General features: G+C 68.5%; 14 protein-coding genes and 3 pseudogenes. 14 read left to right on the top strand and 3 right to left on the bottom strand.

Features of this window, described 5'->3' with window-relative positions:
- Positions 1–76 precede the first annotated feature (76 nt).
- The 8 genes and pseudogenes from ACLQ23_RS26590 to ACLQ23_RS26555 all read left to right on the top strand — a co-directional run bounded on the left by ACLQ23_RS26590 (position 77) and on the right by ACLQ23_RS26555 (position 8,993).
- A complete protein-coding gene (locus ACLQ23_RS26590) occupies positions 77–2,008 on the top strand; it encodes a hypothetical protein (RefSeq protein WP_425881269.1) in 1,932 nt (643 codons plus the stop codon).
- Positions 2,009–2,053: 45 nt separating this feature from the next.
- Positions 2,054–2,578 carry an alpha/beta hydrolase fold domain-containing protein gene (locus ACLQ23_RS26585; protein ID WP_425881268.1) on the top strand — a complete coding sequence of 175 codons (525 nt, stop codon included), beginning with the start codon at positions 2,054–2,056 and terminating at the stop codon, positions 2,576–2,578.
- A 1,028-nt stretch (positions 2,579–3,606) separates the two neighbouring features.
- Positions 3,607–4,311, top strand: a complete 705-nt coding sequence (locus ACLQ23_RS26580) for a tryptophan 2,3-dioxygenase family protein (RefSeq protein ID WP_425881267.1) — start codon at positions 3,607–3,609, stop codon at positions 4,309–4,311.
- A gap of 57 nt (positions 4,312–4,368) precedes the next feature.
- A complete protein-coding gene (locus ACLQ23_RS26575) occupies positions 4,369–5,646 on the top strand; it encodes a tryptophan 2,3-dioxygenase family protein (protein ID WP_425881266.1) in 1,278 nt (425 codons plus the stop codon).
- Positions 5,643–6,821, top strand: coding sequence for an aminotransferase class V-fold PLP-dependent enzyme (locus ACLQ23_RS26570; RefSeq protein WP_355598233.1), 1,179 nt, complete (start codon positions 5,643–5,645; stop codon positions 6,819–6,821). The genes ACLQ23_RS26575 and ACLQ23_RS26570 overlap by 4 nt, the downstream gene beginning before the upstream one ends.
- Positions 6,818–7,849 (top strand): methyltransferase, encoded by a 1,032-nt coding sequence (locus tag ACLQ23_RS26565; RefSeq protein ID WP_425881265.1) that lies wholly within the window; start codon positions 6,818–6,820, stop codon positions 7,847–7,849. The genes ACLQ23_RS26570 and ACLQ23_RS26565 overlap by 4 nt, the downstream gene beginning before the upstream one ends.
- Positions 7,850–8,047: 198 nt before the next feature.
- Positions 8,048–8,320: pseudogene (locus tag ACLQ23_RS26560) on the top strand (IS701 family transposase); the annotation flags it as partial.
- 181 nt (positions 8,321–8,501) lie between these two features.
- Positions 8,502–8,993 (top strand): hypothetical protein, encoded by a 492-nt coding sequence (locus ACLQ23_RS26555; RefSeq protein WP_355598239.1) that lies wholly within the window; start codon positions 8,502–8,504, stop codon positions 8,991–8,993.
- 176 nt (positions 8,994–9,169) lie between these two features.
- Here the strand turns inward: ACLQ23_RS26555 and ACLQ23_RS26550 are convergent, their stop codons facing one another.
- Complete coding sequence (locus ACLQ23_RS26550) at positions 9,170–9,442, bottom strand: Imm32 family immunity protein (protein WP_355598241.1); 273 nt, start codon at positions 9,440–9,442, stop codon at positions 9,170–9,172.
- 379 nt (positions 9,443–9,821) lie between these two features.
- Positions 9,822–10,034: pseudogene (locus ACLQ23_RS26545) on the bottom strand (HalD/BesD family halogenase); the annotation flags it as partial.
- Between the two features lie 155 nt (positions 10,035–10,189).
- On the opposite strand from ACLQ23_RS26545, the gene ACLQ23_RS26540 reads away from it, so the two are divergent.
- Together ACLQ23_RS26540 and ACLQ23_RS26535 are read left to right on the top strand one after the other, a co-directional pair.
- Positions 10,190–10,312, top strand: coding sequence for a hypothetical protein (locus ACLQ23_RS26540; RefSeq protein WP_355595967.1), 123 nt, complete (start codon positions 10,190–10,192; stop codon positions 10,310–10,312).
- A 142-nt stretch (positions 10,313–10,454) separates the two neighbouring features.
- A complete protein-coding gene (locus ACLQ23_RS26535; RefSeq protein ID WP_425881264.1) occupies positions 10,455–11,603 on the top strand; it encodes an ankyrin repeat domain-containing protein in 1,149 nt (382 codons plus the stop codon).
- Between the two features lie 286 nt (positions 11,604–11,889).
- On the opposite strand, the gene ACLQ23_RS26530 is transcribed toward ACLQ23_RS26535, so the two are convergent.
- Positions 11,890–12,702, bottom strand: a complete 813-nt coding sequence (locus ACLQ23_RS26530) for an LLM class flavin-dependent oxidoreductase (protein ID WP_425881263.1) — start codon at positions 12,700–12,702, stop codon at positions 11,890–11,892.
- A gap of 323 nt (positions 12,703–13,025) precedes the next feature.
- Here ACLQ23_RS26530 and ACLQ23_RS26525 point away from each other — a divergent pair, with 323 nt between their 5' ends.
- The 4 genes and pseudogenes from ACLQ23_RS26525 (at position 13,026) to ACLQ23_RS26510 (ending at position 16,396) form a co-directional block, all read left to right on the top strand.
- Complete coding sequence (locus tag ACLQ23_RS26525; RefSeq protein ID WP_355595961.1) at positions 13,026–14,153, top strand: Fic family protein; 1,128 nt, start codon at positions 13,026–13,028, stop codon at positions 14,151–14,153.
- A 141-nt stretch (positions 14,154–14,294) separates the two neighbouring features.
- Positions 14,295–14,759 (top strand): hypothetical protein, encoded by a 465-nt coding sequence (locus tag ACLQ23_RS26520; protein ID WP_355595959.1) that lies wholly within the window; start codon positions 14,295–14,297, stop codon positions 14,757–14,759.
- 143 nt (positions 14,760–14,902) lie between these two features.
- A pseudogene (locus ACLQ23_RS26515) lies at positions 14,903–15,029 on the top strand (site-specific integrase); the annotation flags it as partial.
- Positions 15,030–15,442: 413 nt separating this feature from the next.
- Complete coding sequence (locus tag ACLQ23_RS26510) at positions 15,443–16,396, top strand: HNH endonuclease (RefSeq protein WP_425881262.1); 954 nt, start codon at positions 15,443–15,445, stop codon at positions 16,394–16,396.
- Positions 16,397–16,439 lie beyond the last annotated feature (43 nt).

The following is a 16,439-nucleotide window of genomic DNA, read 5'->3' as shown; positions in this document are numbered from 1 at the left end:
CCATCCGCGTACAACGAGTCACGTTCTGCGGATCATGGTTGACACCCGGTTGCCCTCACCGGCGAGACTGCCCCTCATGCCAAACGGGGGCACTGTGTTGTCGGTCGACCTCAGCTCGTCGGCCATCGCGGCCACTGTCAGCCGCCACGGCCTGAAGATCCCCATCCTCATCGACGGCCGCCTCGTCATGCCGCCCGGCGCCGCGATCGGCCCCGCAGGGGAGATCTACCTCGGCCTCGACACCACGGCCGCGATGTCGCTGCCGGCCGACCACCGGTTCGTCGACAACCCGACGGACCTCCTCGGCCGGCCCACCAGTGTCGACGTGGCGCAACCCGACCCGGTGAATCTGCTCGCCACCGTGCTGCGCCACGTCACCCATCACGCTGCCGTCCACGTCAACGGGCCGATCACCGCGCTCACCGTCACCGTCCCATCGAGCTGGGGACCACGCCGCTGCGGACACGTCAACGAGGCAGCAACCCGCGCCGGGTTTCCACCACCGGCCCTGGTCACCGCACCGGCCGCCCTCGCCGCCTACGCCACAATGCTCGGCGGCACCGTGCCGGCAGGCTCCTGCGTGCTCGTATGCCAGGCAGACCGCGAACCGGCGACCCTCACCGTCCTGCAGACCGCCACCGACGGCTACCGCGAACTCGCGACACGACAGATCAGCCTCGACCAGGGCCTCGACCACCTCATCGCCCAACGCGTCATCCAGACGGCCACCGCGGACTCCGACCCGCTCCGAGCGGCGATGACCGCAGCCGGGGGCGAAGCAGGCGACGGGCGTGTTCTCCTGGAATCCGTTCGGGCCGCCAGAAGCCTGCTCACGTCCCAAGACCAAGCAGCGATCCTGCTGCCAGCGCCCCGCCCACCCGCCGTCATCACCCGTCACGACATCACGGCCGCCGCGCAGCCCCTCCTCGACCAGATCCCCGACGCAGTCGACGGGCTCCTCGACGCGGCCGACGTCGACACCACACACCTCACCGGCGTCGTCCTCAGACCAGCCCCCGGCGTACCCGCGCTGGCCGAAGCGCTCACCGAAGCTGCCGGCAAAAACCCTACGCTCATCGACCACCCCCACGCCCTCGCCGACGGGGCGCTCACCCTCACCACCGCCCACCAATCGGGCCCCGCAGCCGCCGCACAGCTGCCCCGCGTCCGCCTACGCATCAGCGACCTCACCGGCGCCCTGCTCCTCAGCGCCTGTTCCCTGGTCCTGCTCCTGCAAGCCGTGCTCACCGCTTACATCTCCACCTACAGCACCTGGGTCGTCGGCGTGCGCACCTCACTACCGCAACTCGGCGCCGCCGGCGCACTCGTCATGCTCACCGCATTCGCCGTGGCGCACCTGGCACCCACCACCTGGCTCGCCGGCACGACCACCGCATCAACACCCGAACCCACCACCGGCAGCCTCATCCGACGCGGATACCTCTCCACCGCCGTCGGCGGCACCATCACCGCCGCGCTCTACGGCCTGGCCACCGGCACCGCCGTCGAATACGACTACACCCCCTACCTCACATGGACCCTCGGCGCCGCCCTCCCCCTCGCAGCCTGCGCCGCCCTCATCGCCGCCACCGCACCCCGCATCCCCGCCGACGCACTACCCACCTGGCTCGCCATGACCCGCCCCGCCATCACCCACGCGATCACCGCCACCGCCGGCATCTACCTCATGCGCGCCGCACTCACCCTCACCACACCCATCTCCACGAACACCATCGCCGGCATTGCCGGCAGCATCGGCGCAGCCCTCCTCGGCATAGCCACCGCCCTCACCATCAGCCTCAGCCGCACGATCCGCGCCATCACCGCACCCGGCCTCGCCATCGGCTACGCCCTCGTCTTCACCGTCGACACCACCGGCGCCCTCATCGTCGGCTACCTCGCCGCCCTCACCTGGTGGGGCATCCGACTCACCGCACACACCCTGCGGCTCGCCTTCCCCCAGCCAGGAACAGCGCTGCGCCGCCTCACCGACCGGACTGGCGGCTGAAGGACCGGGACGCCTCTCGGCCGCTACCACCGCACCTACAGCGCGATGACGACGACCCCAATCAGCGGCGTCGGCCCCGAGTCCATCGCGTTCGCGGGCGATTCCGCCGACGGCGGCCTCACGGTGATCACCACCCTCGCCGCCCGAAACGCCAGACTGCCCCTGACGGGCGCGCTGGTCGTCTCGCCCGGTCTGGACCACACCCGCACGGGTGAGTCGATGGACACCAGAGAGGGCAGCGACCCGTTCTTCACCCGACAGAGCATGGCCCACACGGCGGAGTTCTACCTCGACGGCCAAGACCCGAACCAAGAACTCACCACTCCCCCCGCGCTCGCCGACCTGACCGGGTTCCCGCCGATCCTGCTGCAGGTCGGCACGAACGAACTGCTGCTCGACGACTCCGTCCGGCTGGCGAAACGCGCCCGCGACGCCGAGGTCGACGTCATCCTCGACATCACCGCCGGCGTCCCACACGTCTTCCAGTCCTTCATCGGCCAACTCGACGAAGCCGACCACGCCCTGGACCGCGCCGCCCTGTCCATCACGCAACGACTACAAACCCTCTGAGCACGCGGTTGTCCGGCGGGATCCTCCACCGCCTACCATCCGCGACAACCGGAACGTGGAGGTGAACTGGGCCGCTGCGCGCCAGTAGGGTCGCCGGGCTATTCACCGACTGGCGATCGGAAGGCGTTGCCCCGCCGAGCGGATAGCTACCCAAGGCCATGCTCCCCCGGCCCCCTCGTGAAGCAGCGCACACCTCCTCCCCTTCAGAATCGGCAAGCACCCGTGAGCAACAGCAAGATGCCCTACCCGATCGGAATATCAGGTGGAGCCCGACGTCAACCCTCCGGCACGATGCCCGAATGATGCTGCTGGCCCCCGCCAACCCCCTACGGCCACGCCAGCCCGACGACCACTCCGCGCTCCCAGGCCAGCACACCCCACGGTGCCGCCCGGTCCGGTGCTGACCGTGACGTCGATGGTCGGGTGGATCCGTCGGCCTGTGCCGTCGGGAAGCGGTGACGGTGTACCGGCCGCCACCCGGGGCAGAGTGACCTCGTCGCAGGTGATCAGGGTGACCCGGTAGGTCGGCAGCGAGACTGCCCGCAGGCCGTCCTGGGCCGCTCCGCTCCCGCCGAAGCAGGACGTGCCGGCTCGTCGGGCCGCGCCGTCGCGGCGGTGGGCCCACTCATCAGGGTCACGATCGCCGTGGCGGCGGCGAGGAGGCGTAGCCGATATCTCCGCCGGAGGCGGGAGTCGGTGCGTGAGGTGTTCACGAATGGCTCCTTGGGGCAGGCGGGCCGGCGGAGTGGCGCTCCGGTAGCCGGGATGCTCGCGGTGAACGCGGTGCGGCCGACCGCTAAGGAGAACACCCAGTACAGGCCGTCGCCGACTGCCGCGTCCACGGTCGGCCGAATCCCGCTCTGCCCGGCCTGACCGTTCCCAGCGGCGGAAAGCGCCGGATTTCCCCCCTCAGATCGGTCGGTACGGAGGTATAGCACATTGTCGTTTGTAGTTGCATAATGTGCGCTGCAGTGTGGTCGCACCATCGGTTTCCGATGCAGCGACGCTGACCGAAGGGAACCAATTCCGTGAAGCACGACCACTCACCTGTGTTGCCTGGCGACGGCGCTACGGACTACGCGCGCTACATGCGACTGGACACGCTGCTCGACCTGCAACGGCGTCCGGCGGAGATGATTCACCGCGACGAGTTGCTCTTTCAGGTGGTGCACCAGTCAACTGAGTTGTGGCTGAAGCTCGCCGCCGCCGAGTTGACCGAGGCGGTCACCCGGCTGCGCGCCGGCGAGTTGGCGGTGACCGAGTCGCTGGTGACCCGGGCGACGTTGGGGATCCGGCTGGTCACCGACCATCTGGAGATGTTCCGGCACCTGTCCCCGGCCGACTTCCAGGCCATGCAGCCGGCGCTGGGTAAGGGATCCGGGGCCGAGTCACCGGGCTGGCGGCAGGTCCAGGCCACGAGCCGGCAGCTCGGCCGGGCGTTCGCCGAGCACCTGGAAGCCCAGGGCATCGATCCGGCCGCACTGGGTCGGCCGGATCCCGCCGACCCCGTCCAGCGGCTCGCCGAGGCGCTCGTCGAGTGGGACGAGAGGGTGTCGCTGTGGCGGACGCGGCACTACCGGGTGGCCCTGCGCGTCGGGGGCCACGATCCCGGCGGCACCGAGGCGACGATGCTCGCCAAGCTCGTCGGGTACCGGTTCTTTCCGGAACTGTGGCGGGCCCGCTTGAAGCCCTCCGACGGATCCGGTGACGAATCACAGGCCGGCCACCCTTGACAATCCTCGTTCACCAGTAATTGTCAATTTTCCTCACCCACCTGCGTGGCGACCGAAATGTCGAGGTGCGGTTTCGTGCGTGAACTGACGAGTTGGCTGTCCGGCGGCGGTGAGACCGGCAGTTTTCCGTACTCCGCCGTGCTGGCGGAGTTTCACCGGGTCGGTAAACACTTCGTCGAAAAGGAAGTGCTGGCTCTGCTCGACCAGGCCCGTACGCAGTTGACGGCGCCGGCGTCCACGCGGGCGCCGCACGCCCGACTGCTGAGTGACTTCCTCGACGTCGCGCTCGACAAGTGGGACGGCCGGTACGACTACCGCAGCTACCTGGCGCTGCGACTGCTCCGGCTGCCCGTCGGGGACGACGTCGCCGGCCTGTTCGCTACCCGCCGGGACCAGGACCGGCTCCTCGTCCGCCTGGTCGCCGACGCACTGGCCTTCGAGCTGACCGCCGCCTGTGGTGCCACCGACCTGCTGCCCGAGCGGCGCCCGAGACGGGAAGTGGTGACCAAGCGCTACCGGCTCGGCGTGCGGGCCATGTCGCCCGCCCTCGCCCGGCTGGGCATCGCCGGGACGGTCCCCGGCCGAGAGGCTGTGGCGACCCCGGACGAGCTGCGGGCCATCGCCGCCGACGCCGAACCCACCGGGGAGTTGGTCCTGCGGCTGAGCATGCTGCCGGTCCACGTATCGCACGACGAGTACCTGTTCATCCGGGTGCTCCAGTCGTACGAGTGCCTCTTCACGGGGATCGCCGAGGAGTTGCGCGCCATCGTCGCCGCCCTGAGCGTCGGCCACGCAAGGCGGGCGGCCGAGCGGCTGGCGTACGCCCGGGGGCAGCTCACCGCCGCCGGGCCGCTGTTCTCGCTGCTCGCCACGATGCAGCCGGAGGCGTTCCGGACGTTCCGGGAGTACACCGCGGGAGCCAGCGCCATCCAGTCCCGCTCCTACAAGCTCATGGAGTCGCTGTGCCGCACACCCGAGGGGTCGCGGTTGGACTCGGCCGCGTACCACCAGGTCCCGGAGGTACGCGACCTGGTGCACGCCGGCCAGCCGTCGATCGACGACGCGTTTCGGGCGGCGGTGCGTGACGGCCTACTCGCCGCGCCCGACGGCGAGCGGGTCGAGGAGGAGATGCGGTCGTTCGCCGCCGCGCTGCTCCAGTGGCGGCGTACGCACCACCGGCTCGCGACCCGGATGCTCGGCCCCCGCCCCGGCACCGGCTACACGGAGGGCACACCCTATCTGGCAGCCGTCCGGTCCATCCCGGTCTTCACCTCCGTCGCCGGCGATCCACGACCCCCGTCACCCACCGAGCCGATCGGAGGCAGCCCCGAGTGAGCCCACCGCACCGCAAACCCGACCCCGATACGCCCGAGTGCCTCGACGCCGCCGCGCACGCCGCGCTGCGCGCCGAGTTCCCCCTGCTGAGCACCGGCGTCTACCTGAACAACAACTCGACGGGCGCGGTGCCACGGGGAGCGGAACAGGTGCTCACCGGCTACTGGCGGACGCTGCGGACCTGGCGGGACGAGGTCTGGCAGGACTGGCACGCCGGCCTCGACCGGTACGCCGACTCCGTCGCCGCGTTCATCGGCGCGCCGGCGGGCAGTGTGGTCACCGACGCGAACCTGAGCACGCTGCTCGCCCGGGTGGCCTCCTGTTTCGACTATCGCCCGCCGCGCAACCGGATCGTCACCACCGATCTGGAGTATCCGACGGTGCCGTTCATCTGGAACGCGTTCCGCCGGTACGGTGCCCGGCTCGACGTGGTCGGCTCGGGCGGTCCGCGGTTCGACGAGGACGCCGTCGAGGCACGGATCGACGAACGCACGCTGCTGGTGTGCGTCCCGCACGCCAGCTTCTCCTCGGGGGCCACCGTCGACCTGCCCCGGCTGGTGCGGCGCGCCCACAACGTCGGCGCGCTGGTGGTCGTCGACGCCTTCCAGAGCATCGGGGTCATGCCGCTGGACGTGACGGCGCTCGGCGTCGACGTGGTTCTCGGCGGCGCGCACAAGTGGCTCTGCGGCGTCGGCACCGCCTTCCTCTACGTACGCCCGGGTCTGGTGCCGGAGCTGGAGCCGGCGGCGACCGGCTGGCAGGCCGGTGACCGGGCCTTCACATTCCAGCCGTCGACAGGCTGGGCCGGCGGGGCCCGACGGTTCGCCGGTGGGACGCCGTTCCCCCTGACCTCGCTGATCTCCCAGGTCGGCCTGGATCTGCTGGCGGGGGTAGGCGCCGGCGCGATCCGGCGCCACTCGCTCGCCTGCACGCAACGGATCCTGGAGCGGGCCGCGGCGGCCGGCATCGACGTGGTAAGCCCGACCGAGCCGCACCGGCGCGGCGGCGTCGTGTGCCTGGACGTCGCCAACGGCGAGGCTGTCAAACGGCGGCTGGTCGCGCGCGACATGGTCTGCAGCTGGCGGGGCTACCTACGGGTCGGCCCGCACGTCTACAACACCCTCGACGAGATCGACACGTTCATGGACGCCCTGGAAGAGGAGCTGAAACGGTGAAGGTCACGCTGTCCCCCCGCGCGCTGATGAGTCTGCTCGCCAATGGGCCCAAGGCCATGGACGTGCTGGAGACCGCGCTCGGCACGGGTCTGCTCGACGCCCTGGAGCCCGGGCCGGCGAGCCTCGGTGAGCTGGCCGCCCGTTTCGACGTGCGGCCCCTGCGGCTCTACAAGTTCCTCGACTGCCTGGAGAGCCTCGGTGTCGTTGAGCGCAGCGAGCCAGGTGACGACATCGCGATGGCCACGTACCGTGCGGTGCCCGGTCTCCGGGATGCCGTCACGGCGGTCGTGGGCCCCGGCGCCGTCGAGCGTGACCGGGACCGTTACCCCTGGCGGTTGCTGCACGGCCGGCTGGCCGAGAGCCTGCGCGGCGAGGTGAGCATGAGCGACAACGACTTCGCCTGGCCCCCGAAGACCGACGAACAGACCGCCGACTTCGAGCGCAGCATGGCCGTCGGTCTCGGTCCGGTGATCGAGACGACATATCGCAACGCCGGCCGGCTGTGGTCGGACCGGCGCCGTCTGCTGGACGTCGGCGGGGGTGACGGCACGCTCGCCGCGCACATCCTCGACGACGCGCCGGGGCTACGGGTCGACGTGTACAACCTGCCGGCCGTGGCTCCGCTGGTGGAGGCAACCCGGACCCGTACCGGGCATGCCGACAGGCTGGGTTTCGTCGGCGGCGACTTCTTCGCCGAGCCGCTACCCACGGGCTACGACGCCATGGCGTTCGTCCGGGTGCTGCACGACTGGCCGAACGACGTCGCCCGCCGGCTGGTCGAGAAAGCGTACGCAGCCCTCGAACCGGGCGGGCTGCTGGTGATCTGCGAGGAGTTCCGCACCCCGGACCGCCTGGCGATGCAGTTCTTCTGGAGCTACTTCCTCATCGGGGTCGACAGTTGCGTCAGCCGGCTGCGGGAGGTGGAGTTCTACACCAGTCTGCTCAAGGAGGTCGGCTTCGATCAGGTGGCCGTGCTGCCCGGCGGCTGGGAACTGGCCTGCGGATACAAACCGGCGGCCGGAGCGTGACCCGCCGAGCCGGCGTGACGGTGCGGGCGTGGCCGCACCCGCCGCAAGGCCTCCCGGACTCACCGTTGCCGGCCGGTGCGCCCCTCCCTGAACCGGCCTGGCCCGCGAGCACGAAGCCCTCGTTGCCGGTCTCACCCGACTTGGAGCCCTGACCCCGTCGAAGGCCAGGTCAACCCGCCTCAAGACATCGAGCGTCAGATCGACGGCGGCAAAGCCCGCCGCCGCGCCGACCTGATCGCCGCCGGGCTGCCCGCCACCGCCTGGCAACGCCGCTCCGCCGGCACCGGATCGAAAGGCCCCCGCCTCTACGACTGGGCCTGCCTCGATGAGGTCACCACCGACACTGACCCAGGCGACCACGGCAAGCACAGCTTGCTGATCCGCAAGAACTACACCACCGGTGAGCTGGCCTTCTACCGCTGCTGGAGTCCGCAACCAGTCAGCCTCGCCACGCTCGTGCGCGTCGGCGGTGTGTGCGGCCCGTTCAGGGCCGCCTTGATGGACGTAGTTCTCCCACACGGCTGACAGATCACAGCTGGCAGCAGGCAGCAGGCTTTGTCCGGTCCCAGGGTCTGCGTGACAGATCGGTATCAGGACCTGGGTGACACTGCGCCGAGTGTTGGTGAGTCGGGATGCCTGACAAGATCGAGCCGTGCTGAGATCCGTTGCAATCAGGACCGCGCTCGCCGTCCCAGAATCGCCGTTCCACAACCTGCACTGGCGCAACAAGCTCGACCTCAGCCTGGACTGCTTCATCTGCGAACGCACCGCACGCACCACAGGCTTCGAGCTGGGCGCAGAACAGGCGGTCTGCTCCGGTACCCGCGAGACCGGCAAGCACCGCACCGCCGCCAGAATCGCCGCATTCGACCACACCGACGCGCGCGACCGAACAACCCTCCGGGCGGTGGTGGACTACTGGTGGGCACCCTTCCACGACGCCAAGCGAGACCAGCCAGCCCATGCCCTGACCCGCGCACCTTGGGTCCGCCACTACCTCGGGTACTACTGCCCGGAGCAAGACCAACCTGGCGAGTTTTCCACCCAGACGAACCTCGTCCGACCACAATCCGCTGCCTGCCAGCACTGCTCCGCGCCGATTTCACAGAGCCACGAAACGCCGCAGCTACGACTCCTGCCCTGATCGGCCAGCGGAACCCGCGCCGCTCACCAAGGCAGCAGCCCAGCCAGACATGTCACACAGGTCCTGAGACCGCTCTGTCACACAGGTCCTGAGACTCGACAGGCTGGCAGGAGGCTTGTCGTACTCCGGTAATGCGTTACAGGTTGACTTCACATGATGGTTGACACGACCTGGACCTAGTCCGCCCGCGGGTCGCGGGCCAGCATCAGAGGGGTCGAATCGAGACTCAGCGGCATGGTCCCCGGGTCGAGGTGGATGTGGGCCCCAGACGGTGCGCTCTCGTCCGACAGGGCCAGGCACCACCGTGCCAGATCCCGCAGGCCCGCCCGGTCGCCGAAGATCTCAACGGAGCCGTTCACGATCTCGACGGACACCGTGCCACCCTCCACGGGCACCACGACGCCATGCTCGCTGTCGTAGCCGGGCACCGACAGCACAAGCTCATCCATGCGGCGAGTGTGCCTCAGGCTGATCCATTGCTGCCTCGCGGTGTCACCCATCAAGTGGAGCCCAGCAGGCTGGCAGCAGGCTGGACACTTGAGACTTGACCGTCGGTCAAGCAGCGCTAGGCACGTTCAACTTGACTGATCCTGGTCCCCAGAACGGCGAAAGGGCCGACCCGATAACCGGATCAGCCCTCTGACCTGCGTCGGGATGGCCGGATTCGAACCGACGACCCCTTGACCCCCAGGCAACTCGGGGATTGGGCCTGCCGTTTCGCGGGCCTTGAACTGCTGGAACCGTCCATCGGATTCCCTGCTCGTCCGCTGGCGTCCGTCGTGGTCGTCACCCAGTTAGTCACCCGGACCGAGTTGCAAGATCCTTGCGTCAGTCGTCCTTGGCAACTGTGAAGGGCGCGTAGCCCTCCCTGACCTCCGTCACGTCAAGGTCGCTGAAGATGAGAGTGATGGTGTGAGCGTTCATCTTGAAGCGGACCTCGTGAAAGGGAATGCCAATCTTGTCAGCCCACGACCGGGCACGCTCGGAGTCTGCCACCACCGCCGCGCCTGGGTAGAGCGGCTGCCAGCGCATTGCCCACACCAGGGGCAACCGCGGATGTGCGCGTGGTGGCCGTTGTGGATGGTCAAACCGGATGTGTCGTTTCGGGGTGCACCGGTGGCGTGAACCGGAGTTGCATTTCCAGTCCGGGGATCACGGCCTGGTCGCCATCATCAGGCGAACGGGGGCGCTGGACGGTGCGGGTGTGGGGCGAGCCGCTGGGCGGGGAACTCGGGGAATGGGGCGGCGACGACCTGGACGCTGGGCTGTCGCGGGTGATGGCCAAGCTTCGGGAGCGGGTTCCGGGACTGCTCGACTGAGCGATGGCCTCGGCGTCGCTGCCCCTGCCTGAAGTCCATCTCCGCCGTGAGTCCACACATCGTAGAACGGGCCTGCTCCCGGGACCGCGCATGCAGCTTCTGGAGCGCGTCCTGCCGATACGAACCACATAGGGTCGTTGGCATGGATCGTGATGCAGAGCTCGTTGCGGCCGTCCGTGCGGCCAATCCGGCGGCCGTGGCGAAGGCGCTCGCGGACGGCGCCGACCCCGACTCCGCCGCCAGCCGCTTCACCATCACCGTGCTGTCCGAGGCGGCGAGTACGGGGCGGCTAGAGATCGCCCAATTGCTGGTAAACGCGGGGGCGTCGCTGCGGGCGAGGAGGCCGCAGTACCAGTCGCCGCTGCGGTCAGCGGTGAGCAATGGTCACCTCGACGTCGTCCGGCTACTCGTCGATCGTGGCGCCCTCAAGGCCGAGGGCACCGACCGTGGCAGCCTTCTCGCCACCGCGATCGCCGCCACCCGACACCGACCCCAGGCCGCAGCGTTGGAGGTTTTGCGCTACCTGCTGGAACTCGGTGCCGAGGCCGCGCCTGGCGAGGAGAGCCCGATCGTCCAGGCCGTGCTGGGATCGGCCGCACCTGCCACGATCCGCATGCTACTTGGCCATGGCGCTGATCCGAGCTCGCGGCGCTCCGACGGCACCCCAGCGCTCATCCTCGCCGCTCGGCGCGGTGACCACGCCGCCGTTGACGTGCTGCTCACCGCAGGCGCTGATCCGAACGCGGTCGATGGCTACGGGCACACCGCGCTGATGCACGCCATCGAACGCAACGAGCGGGCCGTGAGCACCGCGCTGCTGCTGGCCGGCGCTGACCATGCGGGCGCGCTCGAGATCGCACGGGGCTGGCAGCGGCAGAACGTTCAGTTCCAACTCGGCGAGATGAGCGTTGGCCTGGACGACGTACCGATCGCCCGTACGGCCGTGCGGCTGCATCCCACCGGGTACGAGCTGCGCGGCGATCCGGCAGAGTTTCGCCGCTGGGGGCAGCTCGTCGAGTGCGCGGCGGAGGAATTGGGCGATGACGGGTGGGAAGCGCGGACCGGCACCCCGTACGCGCTGGCCCAGACCGTCGCCCACAGGTTCGTCGACGATCCGGCCAAGTCGCCCACAGCGTCATGGCACCGCATCGAGCTGACCAGGGCGGAGCTGGCCACGGTACGGCAGGCACTCGTGGAGCTCGCCTACGCGGTCCGTGCCACGCTGCCGGACGGACTCGGACAGGAGTACGTCCATGACGCGCTCGACGAACTCAATGCCCAGTTGCCCTGACATGCGTCCGGCAGTGTGCGCGCAGCCCATATTGATTCCTGGGCGGATGGCGGGATTCGAACCCGCATTGCCAGCTTAGACACTGTCGATGTCCCGCAGCCATCGGCATGACGGCGTGGTCCCGGCGGTCACTCGTGGCCTCGGCTGCCCCCTGCCGTCCTGCCCGTCCGAATGGCACGCCGGCTACGCATCCGTTGGGAGATCCCCTCAGCACGATGCGAAGAGGTACGGCGCTCTGCACAGGCAGGAATCGTTGGTGAACGGCCTCTCAGCCCCGGTGCCACGGTCAGTCCCGCCACTCCTTGGCGAGCAGCTCGTACGAGCCGACCCGGTCGCCGTGCGCGTGGCTGATCGTGGTGATCAGCAGTTCGTCGGCGGCAGTGACGTCACGCAGGACGCGCAGCCGCTCGACGACCGTGCCCGACGATCCGACGAACTGGGTGTCCACCCGGTCGGCGACGAGTTCACGGTCCTCGTCGGTCCACGGCAGCGCGGCGGCCCGCTCCGGGCATGGAAACGGGATCGCGCCGCCACCGCTGCGGATGCTGCGCACCCAGGGCCTGTACGGCGCGGCGAGCCGACGTGCCGTCTCGTCGGTATCGGCGACGACGACGTCGGCGGAGACCACCACGTACGGCTGGTCCAGCACCGCCGAAGGTTGGAACGCGGTCCGGTAGGCGGTCACGGCATCGAGCACCGAAGTGGGGCTCACGTGGTAGTTCGCGGCGAAGGGCAGGCCGAGCGCGCCGGCGAGTTGGGCGCTCTCGCCGCCGCTGCTGCCCAGCAGCCACACCGCGAGGTCGGTGCTCTCCCCCGGTACGGCGTGCGCGTCCAGACCGTTCTCGTCGGTGTAGTCACCACGCAGCCGGGCCAGGACGTCGGCCACCTGGTCGGCGAAGGCCGGCGGCTGCGCGCCCGGTTGGTGCAGCAGAGCGCTGGCCAGCGCGAAGCGCGGTGAGGCGAGCACGCTGGCGTAGGAGAACGGCGGCGGGATCAGCAGTCCGTCGACGATCCGGGCCTCGACCGGCGGCACGTCCGCGGGAGCGGTGAGCGCGCGGGCCGCCTCGACACGCCGCTGCCCGCAAGTGGTCTCGTCCATACAGTCGATCGCGTAGTTGGCTTCCACCGAGTTGTCGGACGAGCCGTCGGGGAGCCGTGCGTGATACGAGTCCTTCAGCTTGAGAAGGGTGTCGCCGCGCCCGTAGAGCGGGCATCGGCATCGGGCTTGGACCCGGACGCGCGGGCAGGACGGCGGGTACGAGTGGACCGACGAGGTGTTCCTTCGGTCGGATAGGTCGTGTCATGACCGAACAACCTCATTCAGCGATCAGGCGCGACACGTCAGGGGCGACCTGATGCCCTTCATCGGCGTGATGCTGAAATTAATCTGGGATTCGGCGGAAAGCATTGTATGATTAGCGCATGCTGTATCGGACCCCTGCGCTCGCCGATGACGACAAGCGCGTGCTTGGCGAACTGGACACGATGCGGGACAACCTGCGGTATCAGATCGCCGAGCCGCACCGCTGGACGGGGCAACTCCGACGCACTCTGATCGCTCACGCTATCCAGGGCTCGAATTCGATCGAGGGCTACCAGGTATCCCTGGACGACGCCGCCGCGGCCGTCGCCGGCGACGAGCCGGTGGAGACGAACCCACAAACCTGGGAAGTCATCACCGGCTACCGGGACGCCCTGACCTACGTGCAACAACTCGCCCGCTCACGCGAGTTCGCCTGGCAGCACATGCTGCTCAATGCACTGCACTTCATGATGCTCCGGCATGACCTCACCAAGTGGCCGGGCCGCTTCCGTCCAGGAGACATCCACATCGACGAGGCGCACACCGGCCGACGCGTCTACACCGGGCCAGACGCCGACGACGTTCCGTCTCTGATCTCCGAGCTGATCGACTGGCTGGCCGACGGCGAACCGGAGACCCCGCTGCTCGTACGGGCCTCCATGGCTCACCTGAACCTGGTCAAGATCCATCCCTGGCGGGACGGGAATGGTCGGATGTCGCGCTGTCTACACACCCTCGTGCTCGCCCGCGACGGTGCCCTCGCCCCGGAATTCTCCTCCATTGAGGAGTGGCTCGGCGTCGGCCGCAACACCTACGCCTACTACGACGCGCTCGGCGAGGCGGGCGGTCCGACCTGGCAGCCTGACAACGACACCAGCACGTGGATCCGATTCTGCCTAAGCGCCCACCACCAACAAGCCCAACTGGTCCGACAACGCCTCGATCAGGCCGCACACCTCTGGGAACTGCTCGACACCTGGGTCCGACGCCACGGGCTACCCGAGCGGGTCGTCAGCGCCCTCTACCTGGCCGCCACCGGCGGCCGAGTACGCCGCACCCTCTATCAGCGCGACGAGAACCTCACCGACGACCAAGCAACCCGGGACCTTCGCGCCCTCGTCCGGGCAGGCATGCTCGAACAGCACGGCGAAACCCGAGGCAGGTTCTACCTCACCTCGCCGATACTGCGCGACCTCGCAGCCCCCGCGCTGCACCCCAAGGAGATCATCGACCCGTACCGACGCTGAGGCGCAGACCCGGCATGCCCACCACCGTGAATCTGCGACGTCAGCGCGCCGAGGAGACGCCATTACCTGTCACCGAATTGGACGGACACCGTGCCTGCCGGCGCGTCCGCGGGCACCATGCGAGGAAACGGGAAAGAGCGCGTGGAAAGCAGCCTGCACGTCAATGGCCTGGTGCTGCCGGCCTTGCTGACCGAACTGCTCAACGTTGGCCGCTGGCGGCATCCAGGTGACGACGTTCTGCGTGATCTCATGCCCTGGTTCAGATCTCCGCTGGACTTTCTCACCAGCATCGAAGGGATGCGCAGCGAGAGCGGATCGCTCACCATGTTTGCCGACGACCCGCCCTCCTCACACCTGTTCAGGCAAACAAGGGGCAGCGTCGCCACCGCCAGCGTCGAGCTGCCCTGGCTCGACGTGGAGAGGGCAGTCCTCATCGCGGTCAACCGCATCCCCGGTGATGACGTCGCGATGGCACTCGACTATCGCACCGACCCCGCCGAACCTCGTGTCGTCGCCAGCGACTTTTGGACCGACCCGAAGCAATGCTCCTGGCGGACCATCGCCCCGACCTTCTCTCAACTCGTAAAGGTCCTCCGGCTCGCCTAACACGACACGCGGAGCCGCCGGCCAAGCACACTTCGTCGCGCCCCATACCATCGACGCCAACACGAGATCACCACTATTCGATCACGACCCGGCGTCAAGCGTCCTGCTACGCCGTTTCGTCAACCATCCGGGCAGCGGCATGACTTGAACAGATCGCGGAACTCTGCGGCCACTCCGGTACGACGGTCACCGAGAGCGTCTACCGGCACCCGGCCGGTGCTCCTGGGCGGCGCAGTCGCCATGGACCGGATCTTCGACGCTGAGGCGTAGTCACTCAGTGAAAACCCAGGTACGACAAGGGGCCGTCTCGATCTTCCGAGATGGCCCCTCACCTGCGTCGGGACGGCCGGATTCGAACCGACGACCCCTTGACCCCCAGTAGTTGAGGGTCCCAGCGGCGTGCTCAAGCACGTTCTCCCAGGTCGCCCTCCAGCATACTCAGCCGAGTAAAGGAGTTCATTGCCCACTTCGCCACAACCTCGCCGATGCAAGAAGATCTGCCGCTACCCCGTGGGCGAGTCGTGTCGAACGCGGACCTTGGTGACTCACCCAGCCCGAGGCCCGCAGCCAGTCACCCTCCAACCTCGGTACCGCTGTCCGTCAGGCTCGGTCCGCACGCCTTCCATGGTGTCCCACCCCTCAGCTAGCTTCTCTCCGTACGCGAAGGGGAGGCAGATTTGGCCGTGAATCACGATGCGCCCAGGGCGTGGCTGATGCTTGCTGTCGGCGCGGATCGACAGCACGGAGGCAACGACGGGTACGACGACGACCCGGACGTTCACTACAGCTGGGACGACACCGTTCCGAACGCCCGGACCGTGGCAGTCGGTGATCGCATCGTCCTCTGGGACAAGGAAGCGGTCATCGGTGCCTCCCTGATCGAGGAGATCGAGACCGGCCACGCGGAGAAAATCCTCTATCGGTGCCCTTTCTGCAAGAAAGCGAACATCAAGAGACGCAGGCGCGAATCACCAGAGTTCAGGTGCTTTCCGTGCGCCGACACCTTCGATGTTGCTGCAACCCGGGTGGAACGCGTCGACACCTTCAGGTCCCGTCACGACGCCAACTGGATCGACCTGGGGCGTTGCCTCGAAGGAGAAGCCCTGCGCAACCTCTGCGTCTCACCGAAATCTCAGCACAGCATGCGTCTCCTGCGGTGGGACGCTTTTACCGAGGCATTGAAGAGTGCCGGCAGGGGGCGGGGTGCGCTGCTCCTTGAGGAGGCGACCCGCTGGGCCCAGTCACGCCCGGGAGGGCATCGGCACGCGAGGGTGCGCGTCCGTGTGGGTCAGCGTGGGTTCAGAGAACGCCTGCTCGCGACCCTGGGGCCGGTATGCGCCTTCACCGGGCCTGGTCCTGCCGCGGTGCTGGAAGCGGCGCACCTGTACAGCTACGCGGCTGTCGGCGAGCATCATGACGATGGAGGGCTGCTCTTGAGACGGGATGTTCACCGGCTCTTTGATCAGGGGGACATCGCCGTTGACCCGCGCAGCCTGACGATCAGTCTGCGAGACGAACTGGCCAGGTACCCGGGCTACGCGCCTTTGCAGGGGCAGCCGCTCGCCACCAAATTGGATCGCGGACATGTCGGCTGGATAGAGAAGCACTGGAGGCAACACCGCCCTGATTCTCCCTGAGCGACCGCAGCGTGACCCGGGAGAGCTATTAGTGCAGGCTCTT

Origin of the sequence: Micromonospora sp. DT41, from assembly GCF_049841715.1 — a bacterium.
Lineage (GTDB): Bacteria > Actinomycetota > Actinomycetes > Mycobacteriales > Micromonosporaceae > Micromonospora > Micromonospora profundi.
The sequence above is the reverse complement of the archived record's forward strand: the minus strand, read 5'-3'. Positions and strand labels throughout refer to the sequence as shown.